General features: G+C 61.1%; 14 protein-coding genes. 12 read left to right on the forward strand and 2 right to left on the reverse strand.

What is annotated here, in order from left to right:
• From ACEK02_RS30060 to qatD, 11 genes are all read left to right on the forward strand, one after another.
• A partial coding sequence (locus tag ACEK02_RS30060; protein WP_371425093.1) for a hypothetical protein occupies positions 1-447 on the forward strand: 447 nt, incomplete at its 5' end.
• A gap of 613 nt (positions 448-1,060) precedes the next feature.
• A complete protein-coding gene (locus ACEK02_RS30065) occupies positions 1,061-1,324 on the forward strand; it encodes a DUF3761 domain-containing protein (protein ID WP_371425116.1) in 264 nt (87 codons plus the stop codon).
• Between the two features lie 59 nt (positions 1,325-1,383).
• Positions 1,384-1,959: a DUF3761 domain-containing protein gene (locus tag ACEK02_RS30070; RefSeq protein ID WP_371425094.1), complete on the forward strand. Its 576-nt coding sequence runs from the start codon at positions 1,384-1,386 to the stop codon at positions 1,957-1,959.
• Positions 1,960-2,123: 164 nt separating this feature from the next.
• Positions 2,124-2,267, forward strand: a complete 144-nt coding sequence (locus tag ACEK02_RS30075; protein ID WP_371425095.1) for a hypothetical protein — start codon at positions 2,124-2,126, stop codon at positions 2,265-2,267.
• A gap of 174 nt (positions 2,268-2,441) precedes the next feature.
• The gene (locus ACEK02_RS30080) at positions 2,442-2,636 is read left to right on the forward strand and encodes a hypothetical protein (protein WP_371425096.1); all 195 of its coding nucleotides are present in this window, start codon (positions 2,442-2,444) and stop codon (positions 2,634-2,636) included.
• 215 nt (positions 2,637-2,851) lie between these two features.
• Entirely contained in the window at positions 2,852-3,757 is a 906-nt protein-coding gene (locus ACEK02_RS30085) for a tyrosine-type recombinase/integrase (RefSeq protein ID WP_209609416.1), read from the forward strand.
• A gap of 4 nt (positions 3,758-3,761) precedes the next feature.
• Positions 3,762-4,955 carry an IS91 family transposase gene (locus ACEK02_RS30090; protein WP_209609414.1) on the forward strand — a complete coding sequence of 398 codons (1,194 nt, stop codon included), beginning with the start codon at positions 3,762-3,764 and terminating at the stop codon, positions 4,953-4,955.
• Positions 4,956-5,730: 775 nt separating this feature from the next.
• On the forward strand, positions 5,731-7,494 hold the full coding sequence (locus tag ACEK02_RS30095) for a P-loop NTPase fold protein (RefSeq protein WP_371425097.1): 1,764 nt from the start codon (positions 5,731-5,733) through the stop codon (positions 7,492-7,494).
• Entirely contained in the window at positions 7,494-8,243 is a 750-nt protein-coding gene (locus tag ACEK02_RS30100; protein ID WP_371425098.1) for a hypothetical protein, read from the forward strand. The genes ACEK02_RS30095 and ACEK02_RS30100 overlap by 1 nt, the downstream gene beginning before the upstream one ends.
• A complete protein-coding gene (qatC, locus tag ACEK02_RS30105) occupies positions 8,240-9,550 on the forward strand; it encodes a Qat anti-phage system QueC-like protein QatC (RefSeq protein ID WP_371425099.1) in 1,311 nt (436 codons plus the stop codon). Before ACEK02_RS30100 ends, qatC begins: the two co-directional genes overlap by 4 nt.
• Positions 9,547-10,323, forward strand: coding sequence for a Qat anti-phage system TatD family nuclease QatD (gene qatD, locus ACEK02_RS30110; protein ID WP_371425100.1), 777 nt, complete (start codon positions 9,547-9,549; stop codon positions 10,321-10,323). Before qatC ends, qatD begins: the two co-directional genes overlap by 4 nt.
• A gap of 324 nt (positions 10,324-10,647) precedes the next feature.
• On the opposite strand, the gene ACEK02_RS30115 is transcribed toward qatD, so the two are convergent.
• Positions 10,648-12,954, reverse strand: coding sequence for a P-loop ATPase, Sll1717 family (locus ACEK02_RS30115; protein ID WP_371425101.1), 2,307 nt, complete (start codon positions 12,952-12,954; stop codon positions 10,648-10,650).
• A gap of 504 nt (positions 12,955-13,458) precedes the next feature.
• On the opposite strand from ACEK02_RS30115, the gene ACEK02_RS30120 reads away from it, so the two are divergent.
• The gene (locus tag ACEK02_RS30120; RefSeq protein WP_371425102.1) at positions 13,459-13,758 is read left to right on the forward strand and encodes a DUF5818 domain-containing protein; all 300 of its coding nucleotides are present in this window, start codon (positions 13,459-13,461) and stop codon (positions 13,756-13,758) included.
• A gap of 340 nt (positions 13,759-14,098) precedes the next feature.
• Here ACEK02_RS30120 and ACEK02_RS30125 read toward each other — a convergent pair whose 3' ends face one another.
• Positions 14,099-14,554 (reverse strand): hypothetical protein, encoded by a 456-nt coding sequence (locus tag ACEK02_RS30125; protein WP_371425103.1) that lies wholly within the window; start codon positions 14,552-14,554, stop codon positions 14,099-14,101.
• Positions 14,555-14,562 lie beyond the last annotated feature (8 nt).

The following is a 14,562-nucleotide window of genomic DNA, read 5'->3' on the forward strand; positions in this document are numbered from 1 at the left end:
CCGCGCTGCTCTAGACGCCTGATGGCAGGCGGCCTGCCACAATCTGGCGCCGGAGGTTCGACCCAGATCCGGACGTTCGCGTCGCCCTTTTCGATTCCTAACTTCTGCCATTCGTTAATCTCGACCTGGAGACTGGTTTCAAGCCCGACGGCTTATCCGCTGAATGGCGGTAACTGCTGCACGCTGTGTGAGAACGTCGATCTCGCACCAGCGATGGTCACGCGCGAGAACGTAGCGCTCACCTCTTCATTGCCCCGATCGGCTCGGGCCCGCCGGCAGCGCGATGGCGCGCTCGAGGTTATAAGCGAGCACATAGAGGCGCATCTCGTCTCACACCAAACGAGCAGCTCGTTCCAATTTTGGTTGCTCAGCTGTCGTGACGACCAGAACTTCAGCATCGAAGCGATAATGACGTTCTCTCTTTTTGGCGTTGACCGATTGGCATAATTCGCGTGACGTTGCTCAATCGGTGAATCGACCGAGAATCAGGGGAAGACCATGAAAAGCTTGGCAGCTGTCATTCTTATCGCCGCCTTGTCGGTTTCGGCGTAGGCCAAGGGCGGCGGAGGACACGGTGGCGGCCATTCCAGCCATTTAACTTCGCCCCGCTCGACGAGCACGAGCGGCGAGCATTGGACGACGGGGCACACCACGCGCACCGGAACTTATGTGCAGGGGCATTATTCCACGAACCCCAATGCCACCCGGAATGATAACTATTCCACAATTGGCAATGTTAATCTTCATTCCGGTGAAGCCGGTAGAAAACCGCGAGACGAGGACCCGAAGTAACAAAGACTTAGGCTGCGAAGACTTGTTCCCGCCCATCTGGAGACGAAATGACGGTTGCTTCTTGGGAGTTCTGGTCACTCGCGACCATGCTGATCGCAACACATGGCGATGACGCCGAACCCGAAGCAGCGCGCCGCCTTCAGGAAGCCGAAGCGTCGGGGGACTCAGGCCAAAAAGTCGTTTGGATGGAAGTCGGTCGCAAACTGAGAGACATACGGGCCGAACGAACCGCACAGGGGGGATGATTGTGATGTTAAAATATTTTCAAATGATTGCGTTGGGTTTAGCCTGCTTGCTGTTAGCTGGCGGCACCGTGGAGGCACGGGAAAATCGTCACCATCATCACGTGGTAACTAGTGGGTACGGCGAGGACTATTACACCGCTCGTAGCGGGCACAGGGTACATCGCCCGATGCAAGCAAGCCGAGCGCCAGCTGGGGCAAGCGCGCAATGCGCGGATCGATCATGGAGCTTCAGCGAGAGCCGCCGCGGTACCTGCTCTCACCATGGCGGTGTCAGCCGCTGGCTTTGACCAATTGCGTCGCGCGCGTGAACGGGGCAGACTAAGTGAACATAATCGGGGTGGTAGATATGAAGCGTATTCTTCTCGCAGTCCTAGGTATTCTGGCCCCGCTCGCGGTGACCGCGACGCCCGCAAACGCTCAAGCGGTCCGTCACTACGACTGCACCAAGGCAGGGAATGCAAACAAGGCGGTTTGCAAGGGAGCCGCCACGGTGCCGGCAGCCACCCCAGTGACGCCGGTCACCACCTCCGCGCGACACTACGATTGCTCAAAAGCCGGAAACGCCAATAAGGCTGTTTGCAAGAGTGCTGCGCCATCACCAACCGTAGTGAAGGCTGCGCCCGCCGGGACGGCTACACGCCATTATGACTGCTCGAAAGCTGGCAACGCAAACAAGGCAGTGTGCAAAGGTGCCACCGCGACCGCTGCGCCAGTACCTGCGTCGCGCTCAGCTCCCGCTGCAGTTCCAGCCTCGCGCGCTGCAACAGTGACTCCTGCATCACGCGCGCCTGTCACCGGCCAGAACACGAACCCGGCAGGGCCAAACGGGGCGACCGCAAAGTGCCGCGATGGGTCGATGAGCTTCTCTGCACACCGGTCAGGGACTTGCTCGCGCCACGGTGGCGTTGCGCAGTTCTTTTAGTCTCCAGTCGCCGCTGATGCTGAACGGCTGGTCAGATCGCGGACCACCGGTGTCTCGCTGGAAGACGGTATTAGCTTTGTGGGGGGGGGCGGCGGCGGGTGGTCGCGGCGTTTCTCGCGATCAACGTAGCTCGCGGCGTCATCGACTACATGTGGAACTGGTGAGTGACCCTAAACGGGCAGTGCGAGCGTTGGGCGGAAGCGCTAGCGATCGAGAAAACGCACGGTGAACGAGCGCCGAGGTGGGTCGCAGAAGGAATTGGCGATTTGGCGCTTCAGGGCGACTCCGACGGAATCGGTCGCCTTTGATCGATCGCCGCGCTGCTTGATCAATTGCGGCGCCACTCCAATCATGAAGGCCGATGCGCAGAGTTTGACTGACGTACGCTTAAGTTAGTTAGCGCATTTGCGCTTGCCTGCATTCGATATGGCGTAATGATGTAAGCCAGCCGGAAGAGACCGGTGTGAACGGGGAAGATATTTATGAAGATTGCACTTTTTGTCGTCGCGCTATTCGCGGCTGGCGGAGCAGGCGCACGTGGAGGACCACACTATGGCGGTGGTCACCATACCTCGAGCCACGGCGGTCACTATTCTGGGGGGTATGGTGGATCGAGCCATCGCGGCGGCCATTACACCAGCAAGACCGGCAGCCATCATTACGGCACCCATCGATAGCAACCTCTTCGGGCGAGCTGGTGACAGCTCGTCCCACTACCCGCATCGTTTCAGCCGCTCCCATACCCTAACTTGACAGGCGGCCAGCATGACCCAATGCACGAAGCCGCTGCGCGGCAGTGGTGTTGGCGGTGAGGTAGCGCGCCGGCGCTGAGGTTTGGCCGCGCGGGAGCGGTGGCGGACGATGGAGTTCCTTCAACAAGAGGAACTTCGCTATGACGCCTCAACCGACCAAGCGACCCTTCACCCCGCTGCGTCAGCGCATGCTCGACGATATGGCGATGCGTGCCATGCGCGCGCGGACCCAGCACGACTATGTCCGTCACGTCCGCGCCTTCGCGGCCTTCCTCGGACGTTCGCCCGACACCGCGACCGCCGAGGATGTACGCCGCTTCCAGCTTCACCAGCGCGAGCATGGTGTCGGGGAAGGCTCGATCAACGGCTCGGTGTCGGCGCTGCGCTTCCTGTTCGAGGTGACACTCGAGCGACCTGATCTGTCGCGGCGGCTGGTGCTGGCGCGTCGTCCCAGGAAGCTCCCCGACGTGCTGAGCGTTGATGAGGTGGCCAAGCTGCTCGAGGCGGCACCGGGCATCAAGTACCGCGCGGCGCTGGGCGTTGCCTATGGCGCCGGCCTGCGCGTGTCGGAAGTCGCGCATCTCAAGGCCGACGATATCGACAGCAAGCGGATGCTGATCCGGATCGAGGAGGGCAAGGGGCGCAAGGACCGCAACGCGATGCTGTCGCCGCAACTGCTCGAGCTGCTGCGGCTGTGGTGGCGCGAGGGCAAGCGGCGCAGCGTCCTGCTGCCGCACGGCTGGCTGTTCCCCGGGCGCAGCTACACCGATCCGATCTCGACGCGGCAGCTCCACCGCGCCGTCTGCGAGGCAGCTGAGGCGGCCGGGATCCGCAAGCGCGTGAGCCCGCACACGCTGAGGCACAGCTTCGCCACCCACCTGCTCGAACAGGATGTCGATATCCGCGTGATCCAGGTGTTGCTCGGGCACAGCAAGCTCGAGACGACCGCGCTCTACACCAAGGTCGCCACCCGCACGATCCGCGCGGTCACCAGTCCGCTCGATCGGCTGATGGCGCTGATGGAGGGCAAGACACCGGCCGGTTGAACCGGTGCGCGCCTCGCTCGAGGTCGCCGACATCTTCCGTGCTGCCGGGCCTGCGTACCGGGCAACCCATGCCGGGCATCTGAGCCTGCACCAGCTCAAGGTCATGTCGGCGATCGAGCATTGTCGCACCGCCGTCATGGGCGGGCACGTCGAGGCCTGCACCGACTGCGGGCATTGGCGGGTTGCCTATAACAGTTGTCGTAACCGGCATTGTCCCAGGTGCCAGGGTGCCGCCGCGCGCGCCTGGCTCGCAGAGCGCGAGGCCGACCTGCTGCCGGTCGGATACTTCCATGTCGTGTTCACGCTGCCCGCCGAGGTCGCTGACATCGCGTTCCACAACAAGGCGCTGGTCTACGACCTGCTGTTCAAGGCCGCGTCCGAGACGATGCTGACGATCGCCGCCGACCCGAAGCATCTCGGCGCCCGCATCGGCATCACCGCGGTGCTGCACACCTGGGGGTCCGCGATGACCCACCATCCGCATGTCCACATGATCGTGCCCGGCGGCGGCATCGCGCGGGACGGCACGCGCTGGATATCCTCACGGCCGGCGTTCCTGCTGCCGGTCAAGGTGTTGGGCAAGCTGTTCCGCCGCCTGTTCCTGACCCGGCTGATGGCGCTGCACGCGGCGGGGCGGCTCGCGTTCTACGGCACCCTCGCGCAGCTGGCCGATAGGCGTGCGTTCCTTCGCCACCTGTCTCCGATCCGCAAAAAGAACTGGGTGGTCTACGCCAAGCCGCCGTTCGCTGGGCCGCAAGCAGTGCTCGCCTATCTGTCGCGCTACACCCACCGGGTCGCGATCTCGAACAGTCGGCTGCTCGCCTTCGACGGGGCCGGCGTCACCATGCGCTACAAAGACTATCGCCGCGACGGTGCCGATCGGCAGCAGGTGATGACGCTGGCGACGGACGAGTTCATCCGCCGCTTCCTGCTCCATGTCCTGCCGCGCGGGTTCCACCGCATCCGCCATTACGGCCTGCTCGCCGGCGCCACCCGCAAGGCGCATCTCGAACACGCCCGCCAGTTGCTCGGCGTCGCGCCGCCGCTCGATAACGAGACGCCCGACGAGCCGACCGATGTCCGCCCACCATGCCCCTGCTGTGGCGGGCACATGGTCATCATCGAGACCTTCGAGCGCTGGCGCCAGCCGCGCGCACCGCCACACTCCACCGCATCGACCGGGACCACCGCGCCATGACCCGGCATGGCTCAGCCCAACCGTGCTCCGAAAGTCCCGTGCTTCCGGCGGCGATGTCGCTCGCGCTGGCAACAACGCCAGCCGAGCCGGCGCCGATCTCAAGCCCCAACCCTGGTTACCAGCTACGCGGTACATCGCCCCTGCACCCTACGTTCCGACCGCCGATGCGAGTCCCGCACGCCGATGCGACCACCGCACGACAGGGCGAAAACCGAAATCCCCATAGGTAAGCGCTCGTGGTCCGCGGCTTCCTGCTTTGGAGGATATCGTTCGCCTGCCGGCATCCGATATCCTTCACATACCCGGACACTAAGCCGGCTTTCAGTGCTGCCCGAAACCGGACGCTCATTAATTGCAGCCAAGCGTGACTGCTAAGCGCCCCACTAAGCGGGCATTGCGGCGATTGAACCGGCTACCCAAAAACGGTCGTTCGTTCATCGCGCTTCCTGCCTATGCCGGAACGACCACCGTTGCGGACGCCTACCATTACGAAGCGATGAGTGGCTTGGCTGCCGTTCGCGAGCAGACATGCTGCGTTTGTCTGGATGTCAAATGGGCGCGATATATTCTAACGACGTTTGCCTGGTATCGATGACCGATGTCCAACAGCCGCAGGTCTATCCAGAAAAGTATCAGCAGCGATTATCCAAATAATCTTGACAGAGCCTCAGTCCGGTTCCCAACGTTCATACCGGGAACTAATACAAATAAATCGCCTGCTACTTCCCAGGCTGACGCTTTCCGCTGACCGTATCAAAGAATGGAGGGGAAGTCCGTGTGGGCTGATACCGAGACCGACGTCGACTTCCTGAACTACTCCGAGATCGCGGAGATGGTCGCGGAGATGATTGGCGACGATACGCTGCTTCCTCTTTCGCTCGGAATTTTCGGTGGCTGGGGGATCGGCAAGTCCAGCACGCTCAACCTCGTCGAGAGCCTGCTGAACGAGCAGTCGGAGGAGTATCTAATCGTCCGATTCGACGCCTGGTTCTATCAGGGCTTCGACGATGCGCGCGCCGCGCTCATGTCCGTCATCGTCAAGGCACTCGCGGAAGCAGTGCCGGAGGGACTCAAGAAAAAGGCCAGCGGGCTGATCAAGCGCGTCAACAAAGCACGCCTTCTGGGACTTCTGGTGGAAGGCGGCGCCGCTGCGCTCGGCTTCCCAACCTTCGGCGCAGCCGGGAGGTTGGTGGAAGCCGGCGGAAAGGCCATCGGCGACGGCTTGGACGAAAAGGATTGCGAAGAAGCGGGACAGGATGCGGAGAAATTCGCCGAGAAGGCGGGCAAGCTGCTCGATCCGGCAAAGGCGCCCACGGAGGAAATCACGGCGTTCCGCACCGAGTTCGGCGAGGTGCTCGCCGGGCTCGACAGGAAGCTGGTGGTCTTCATCGACAACCTCGACCGCTGCCTGCCTAAAAACTCGATCCAGACGCTCGAGGCCATCCGGCTCTTCATGTTCCTGCCGAATACCGCGTTCGTGGTGGCAGCCGACGAGGACATGATCCGGCACGCGGTGTCCGAGCACTTCAAGGATCCGGGCGATCGCCTCGTCACCGACTACCTCGACAAGCTGATCCAGATGCCAGTCAACGTGCCCCGCCCCGGCGTGCTGGAGATCCGGGCCTACCTCACCATGCTGATCGCCACACGGTCTGGCTGCGGTAAGGACAAGGTCGCAGCGCTTCGCACTTTTCTCATCGACGATCTGCGCCATTCCTGGAAGGATGGTGACGGATACGACGTCGACAAGGTCATGGATCTATTGGGGTCGAGCGACGGCGACCTGCGGAATCAGATCGAACTCGGTCTACGAATGGCGCCGATGCTCGCGCAGTCGGCCAAGGTCAACGGCAACCCGCGCATCGTCAAGCGCATGATGAACGTGGTTCGCATGCGAGCCTCTGTCGCGAAGCGCCGAACCATGAATCTTGACGAGGCAGTGATAGCCAAGCTGGCCCTTTTCGAGCGCTGCACAGACGTGAAAGCCACGCAGGCGCTTCAGCACGAGGTGCAGACCGCAGCTTCCGGCAAGCCCGAACTTTTCGCCAAAGCCGAGGCGGCGCAGACGGAGGCCGCATTGCGCGCGATCCTACCGGAAACACTGAAGCCACACCTCACCGTACTGCGGGACTGGTTCGGATTGGAACCGAAACTGTCCGGCATCGACCTGCGTCCGGCGGTGTACCTCTCCCGTGAGACCGTGCCTATGCGGCTCCGAGGCACGTCTCTTTCTCCGACAACCCTCAAGGCGATCGAATCACTCATGGCCACGTCGACTATGAGCTCGGTCTCCGCGCGTGAGGCTGCTACCGGGATCGATCCGTCTGAAGCCGTCGCGGCGATGGACGAGATGATCGCCGAAATGCGTAAAAATTCAGATTGGGCGAAGGTCAGGAACGACCTGCGGGGCGGTGTCATCTTGGCGCGCGCATGGCCCGAGGCCGCTGCCAGGCTCAACCTCTACCTCGCGTCGCTGGCGCAGCGTCCGAGGTGGCTGCAGGCCCTGATCAAGAATGAGGATTGGGTGGAGGAGAACTAATGGGCACGTCGGCGTCGGCAAAAGGTCCCAACAGCAGGTCCCCGCTGGTCCCGCCATGGGCGGACGCAACGCCGGACGCGCCCGTGCCTCAGCCGGAGGGACAGCGCTTCCGCGGCTTCCGGACCGAGTTCGGCAAGGTGGCGAGCGGTGGCGGCGGCTCGATGGCCAAGGCCCTTCAGAAATACGCTTCCGCAGCGACCGGCGGTTCCGAAGTCGGTCCTCGTCGCTTCGGCCCCGCCTACGGTTCCGGCGCCGATCTGATCCAGGCGCTGTCCGGCGAAGACATCCAGACGCCGTCGGGATCCTTCAACCTGGCCTCGCTTGCCGGCCTGCCTATGGACGAGGCGGCCCAGTCGATTGCAGAGGCGCTTGCTCCGCAGAACTCCGATGCCGACCAGGTGCGATCCGCCATGCAGGAGTCGCTCGCCGAGGTGCTGGGAGAGGACGGCGGCTTCGACCCGTCGGCGATCGGCGCCGATCAGATAGTCGCGGTGCTGGTCGAGTTCTTCGCCCGCATCCTCTTTCAGGAAATATCCGCAGCCGCCGGGGAGGCCTGGAAGAAGGCGCCCAGCGTCGAGCGATCAACAGCCACGGAGAATGAGCTTCTCGAGGTTGTGCGCGCGGCGATGGATGCCCACCTCTCCCCGCGCCTTACTGGCAACCTCGGCTCGCTCGACCGTGACCAGATCGCGGCGATCGAGCGGGCCGCGCTCGTCGATGTCTGGCAGGCATGGAGCGATGCGGAATGACCCGGGTCGTCCTTGAGCTTGATCCGCAGCGGCTCGGCGTCGGGCTTGCGCCGGACAATATCCCCGTCCTGCTCTACGGGTCCAGTACGACGGTCCCGGGCGCTGGGGTGATCGGTAACGATCTGCGCGGTCGGTTCGAGCGGCTCGGCGTGCCGCCATCCCGTCAGGCGATGGATTTGGTGGCGGTCGCTATGGCGGTCACAGCCGCTGACACCTTTGTCCTGCGGGACGAGGCGGCTGACGGGTGGCGTCGCGAGATCGAGATCGACCTGCCTGTCGTCGAGCCCGACCGATGGAGCGCGCTCGAGCCGCTGCTCGCCACCACACTCGGCTTCCTGAGCGGTGACTCCTGGTCGTTCGCCTTTCGGGGCGGCGGCCTGCCGCCGCCATCCGTTCTCGACGTCCGCCATCGCGCCGCGATCGACCCGTCCAGGATCGACGCGATCGCGCTCTTCTCCGGCGGCCTCGACAGCGGCCTTGGTGTTATGGACCTACTCGACGCAGGTATTCGTCCTCTGCTCGTCAGCCACGCTCCGCGCGGCGACAAGACGTATCAGAGTGCGGTCGCCAGTTTGCTCTCTCCGCAGCCGCAACGCTTCGAGTTCAACAGCTATCCCAGCCGCGACGGCGCCACCGAGATCACCACCCGGACCCGCAGCTTCCTGTTTCTCACCTTCGCGGCGCTCATCGCCCAGGCCGTCCGCTCCTTCCGCGGCGCGACGACGATCGATCTTTATATGTGCGAGAACGGCCTGATCGCGCTGAACCCTCCCCTGACTGCCCGCCGGATCGGAGCGCTGAGCACCAGGACCGCTCACCCACACTATCTCTCGCTGATTCAGCAACTGTTCGACGCCATCGATCTCGGCGTCAGAATCAACAATCCGCATCGTCACGAAACGAAGGGCGAGATGCTAGCCCGCCGGGTGAAGAAGCAGCCCGCCATGGCGAATTTCGCATCGTCGACGGTGTCGTGCGGAAACTGGAAGCGGAAGAACATGCAGTGCGGTCGCTGCTGGCCGTGCTCGATACGCCGGTCTTCCTTCCACCATGCCGGACTGGCCGACGACACCACGTACGAGACCGTCAATCTGATCGACGCTTTGAAGGAAGACGACTATAGGGACGACATCGTGTCCATCCATACCGCCCTACGGCGCCGCTACGAACGCGGCCTCAAGAGCTGGGTGATGCAGAGCGGTCCGCTTCCGAATGACGCCACGGAACGTGCGGCGCTGTACGGGGTCGTCGAGCGCGGGATGGATGAACTGGAGAGTTTCTTCGCATCGCACGGACTAAGCGTTTGATCGACTTCCACTGCCATCTCGACCTCTATCCCGATCCCGAGCGCGAGGTCCGCGAAGCGGACGCCGCGCGCGTCTACGTTCTCTCCGTAACCACGACGCCGCGAGCGTGGGTGCGCACCGCCCAGCTTGCGAAAGGGCATAAGCGCATCCGCACATCTCTCGGCCTTCATCCGCAGCTGGCCCATGAGCGATCGAACGAGCTCGACCTCTTCGAGGAACTGCTTCCCCGCTCGCGCTACGTCGGCGAGATCGGTCTTGACGGCGGTCCGGGCTACGGTCAGCACGCCGCGATCCAGTCTAAGGTGTTCGACACCATCCTGCGGCTCTCCGCGCGCAGCGGCGGCCGCATTATGAGCATTCACAGTCGACGCGCGGTGGACGAGATACTCGAGCGGCTCGCCGCCACGCCGGATGCAGGGACTCCGATCCTCCACTGGTTTTCCGGAACCGCCACGCAGCTTCGCCGCGCAGCCGACATCGGCTGCTGGTTCTCAGTCGGCCCCGCGATGCTTCGTGGCGAGAAAGGCAGGTCCCTGGCCAAGGCGATGCCGGCCGAGCGCATCCTCACTGAGACCGATGGCCCGTTCGCTTCCGGCCCCGACGGCCCCCTCCATCCCGCCGATTCCTGGCAGGCGGTCAGGCAGCTGGCGACGATCTGGGGCATTCCGCTGGAGGAGGCGCGGACGCGGCTGCTGGACAATCTGCGATCGCTGAGTGGATCGGTGCCCGATCACATCAGGGAGCGGAACATCGCACAGCGCGCGAGCGCGTGACCTATTTTCTGTTCAATCGGCGAGGCTGACGCCGACTGTGCACTGGCGACGATTCATGTCCGCTTCACACGATTGACCGCTGAAACCGGTCTTTCAGCTCCCGGCCCAGGAGCTGCCATGGGATCGTCGTCGCCGCAACCACTGTAACTGGGCCGACAGCGGATAGTCGGCTTTAGCGGACCCGGTGTTGGTAAGTAGACGATCGAACCACCGAACCCCATCGGTAAGCCAAATGGCCGAGGCCACGCCTTAAGAGTAGGCGGTTGCATGCGCACGGACAAGGAAGGGCAGAGGTAGCAAGGCGCAGCATACGCTTGCGTACGATCAGAGATTGAGGCCTGCGTGGAACGCGGGGTTCAGCACGTAGCTTAGATTTCCCTTCGCCTTCATAACCAGAACCTTAAGCAACTTCATATCGTAGTTCACGTCGTATACGAATGTTGGCGCTGCCGCGCTGTTCTGAACACCCAGAAAGCCGTAGTAAAGTAAAAACTCAATCACGTCGTCAATCCGATCGGCTTTTACACCTGCTCCGGCACAGATTTCCTCAAGCTTATCGCGATCAAAAACCTCTCCTTCACCTATAAAATGATATAGTAGATTGGTATCTTCACCGAGAATGTCGGTGAGTTCTTGATCGGCTTCGGTGATCAGATCCAGAGAATAGCTCTTGAGGCCCTTATCCAAATCCTCAGTCTCAATCTTTTCGTGACCTAAGCCCACCGCAAACCCACGACAGTGCCCAACAAGCTTGATCAAATTGCGCGGCCGCATCAACGATCTCTCGATGAGAAACTGAGCAGTCTCTTCGCCGTTATAGTGGCTCAAACAAATATTATTCCACACTTTTTCAAAAGATGTATCTGATGGAAGAACTCCATGAACGAGTCGTCTGCGGAGCATTTCTCTGAGGAGGTCTGGGTCATGCCAGTCAAGCACCGCACGGCTTTCTTTCCCGTAATCAGCGGAAGCTTCGACCAGCAACTGATATACGTCATTGCGTACGAACACTATACAATGGAAATCGTGGTTGGCCGACTGCATTTGTCGCTGCACCTTCCGAGCAGCATCGATGAGACAACGAAGGATCGTCACATCCTCATCCGATAATCCGTGGGCAGACCACCCCTTGTCTAAATTATCAAACAGAATCCATACGCTCTCTTTAAATTCCAGATATGAGGAGAGCGCCTCTCGTACCTCCCGGATATTATGCTTGTGCACCAACTCCGTGACCTGGGACGAAGTAAGGCGCTGCTCCTTGGCAGTGCCAAACCGCTCTTTGAAAGCGTCGACGAGAGACCTTGATATGCCGAGAAGGCGTTCCGAGAAATCACCCTCCCCGGCGTCTCCAGATTCGTAGACTTCTTTCAATCGCAAATACGGTTCATACAGGCGTGCATTCCTCAGGTACTTACTTTTATCCTTCTCCAAAAGCTTATAACAGATTTCTAAATAAAGAACATATTCGAAAAGCGCGGTTATAAGATGAGTTCTGGCACCTTCGGCAAGATAATCGAGCACATCTTCTTTTAATCTTATTAGCTGATACCCCTCTGGCTTTAGGTCCACGACAATATTGCGGACATTAGCCCGTTTTTCGTTTCTAACCTGGGAGAACAGCGCGGTCTTTCCCGCGCCCTTGCGGCCCACGACGAGATTTACCTCACCACGGGAGGCGCGTCCGTATTGGTCCGTGCGGAGATAGTAAGCTCCGAGCGTTTGAAATTCGTTTTCGGCGATGGCATCTCCGATACTGAGTTCCGCCAGAAAATTACCCTTCGCGATCGGAAGGGGATCATCAGCCTGCAGCCGCTCGGTGACATCCAAAGCAAATTCAGCTATGTAGTCGGCGATATCGTCCGCTTGCGCGAAGGTCTTCACCATGTCGCGTACGTCGAGTGGGGCAGGTCCATTCGGAGGTTGAAGGATAAGAGTTGCCTTCCCCATGCCGAAAGCCATCCCGGCAACGAATGCCGCACGAATATTATGGACTTCTGCGTCAACGAAGCTGGTTGGCAAGAGCGGCACTATGACGCCCAAACAGGCGGATACGTCGTCAACGGCCTTGATCGCGGAAAGACGCGACTCTTCTTGCGGAATAAAACTCTTGAATCCGAGCCGAGCCTTCTTCACCCGCGCCAGAATGGCTAGCATCGGCGCGTTCGATTGCGGCGTGTTCAGCACGTAGACGGGTGCCTTAGTGTTGAGCGCCGAATTGAGCGGAAGAGCTTTATCGGAGTGCGCACCCTCTAGGACGCCGGCGAGAGACGCTCCTTCTGTGTAACTCTCGAAACCTAGTGTGTCGAAAATGCCAATACGGGTGATGAGCCCGGCTTGGCGGCCGATGTTTTGGTCTCGCACCAAGTGCACGCGCTTGCCTAGCCCGAGCGCATAGCCAATTTCGAACGTCACATTAAAGTTCATGACAGTGATATCGGCGAACAGCATATCTGCCGCTGCGATGTGCTCGAAAATCGGATCAGTAAGCGGGCGGCCGCTTATGTCGTTCTCTTCCCACAAGTGGATGGCGAGATCGCGCCTTGATAATGCAAGCTTAGTCTTGGCATCATGTACTGCCCGCACCGCGTCCGCTTCCGTGGATGCGTACGCAAAGAATGCTTGAACCATCGTCCACCTCCCTACCGCACTGTGCCGAAGCTCCTCCAGCGTGGCAACGGTGTTGGATGGCTTGCCACAAGGACCTTGCTGGTAGGCTTGCTAAGAGACGTTCACGAGAAAGATTGTGACCTCTTTTAGGAAGATCGAACCCCTGGCTGAACGGCTGCAATTGAGGCGCATAGCTGCCGACCAACCAAGCCTGAACGAAGGGCCGCTTACGTCGATTTGGCGCTCCAAAGCGGTCGGGCTGTAATCCACCCGAAACACCCCTTCGACCCTCGATCCGACATGACCGAACGTCGGCTGTCTGGACGGCTAACGGCCGACATTGGAGCGCACGGCCACCGAGACCACTCCGCCAACCTGCACTTCCTGTGTACGAGTAAAATGCCGTCAACAGTTTCGCAAAAAGCCAAATACGCGATCGAGTACGTCACCTGACACGGGCAAAGGGGCGATATTCGTCGAAACCTGATTTAGCTTCGAGGGCCACGTTGGCAGGCAATCAACAGTTTGACGGAGCAATTCCTGAATGCGCATTGGGTCGCTTTAGCCCGCCAAGCATCTACGCGGCCGGCGGGCACTATTTCATTGTTCGAGCCGGGGCCGTTAGGCCGCATCGCGACAGAAACCAGCTTGCTGCTGCGCGAGCGCAAGTGGCCGGTCCTGCAGCGCGACGACGGTGGGCGCTGGCGTCTCAACACCACCGCCCGCGCCGACCGCCTGCTCGGGCCGCGAGTATACGTGGGCGGCAAGCGCAGGGATTTCGACATTCTGGACGTGGAACGAATCGAACGTATTTCGGGAAGCTGATCCGCGAAGTTTGGATTAACGATGCCGGCTATCCTAGCCTGCGTCGCCCCCCGCTAGCGCCGCCGCCGTGACCATAAATCGATATCAAAGTCATTCTCGTCCCGCGTCTCGGGCGACATGAACAGACCGAGGTTGAAGGCGATCGTGTCCACGAGATCACCAGGATCGACCTCGGCAAAGCGAACATCCGCCACACTTTTGTGGCGCGACGTCGCGGTTTCGCGTTCCAGGTCGTACAGTGCGCAGATAGCGCGTCGCCGCTGATTGGCGTCATAGCGTCGGCCAAAGCGACAAGGCGGGGTCAACGTTTCGGCGACCGCGTCGAGCGACGGTCGCGCGGCTAGCCTGTGGCGACGGGCGGCCGCATCTTCGCCTGCTGGCGCGCCTTCGCGACGATTCCAGCGGCGAGCAAAATCAAGATCGGGTAGCCACCAGACCCCATCAGGATAGCGTAGGCCAAAGGCGACATGCCGATATCGACAATCCGCGCCAGATGCGCCGAGGCGGACAGCAACTGAAAGGCTGTAGCGATGAGCAGCCAAGTTTTCGGGCAGCGGACGCTTAGCAACAGAAACGTGATGAACAAGGCGAAATCGAGCAACGCTACCCCCGGCTCCAAGCCGACATACATCGTCCGGCCTGCACCCTGGACCAGCTTCTGGCCAATCGCCGCCGTCGCGAACGCCCATGCGAACCACTTTTCGGTTGTCCCTCCCCAGCGTGCCGCTGCCAATGCCGCCAGCACCGATAAGGGCACTATGGCATGGACATAGATGGTCAGGATCATGACGAGCATGATCGATC

The organism is Tardiphaga sp. (assembly GCF_041424195.1).
Taxonomy (GTDB): domain Bacteria; phylum Pseudomonadota; class Alphaproteobacteria; order Rhizobiales; family Xanthobacteraceae; genus Tardiphaga.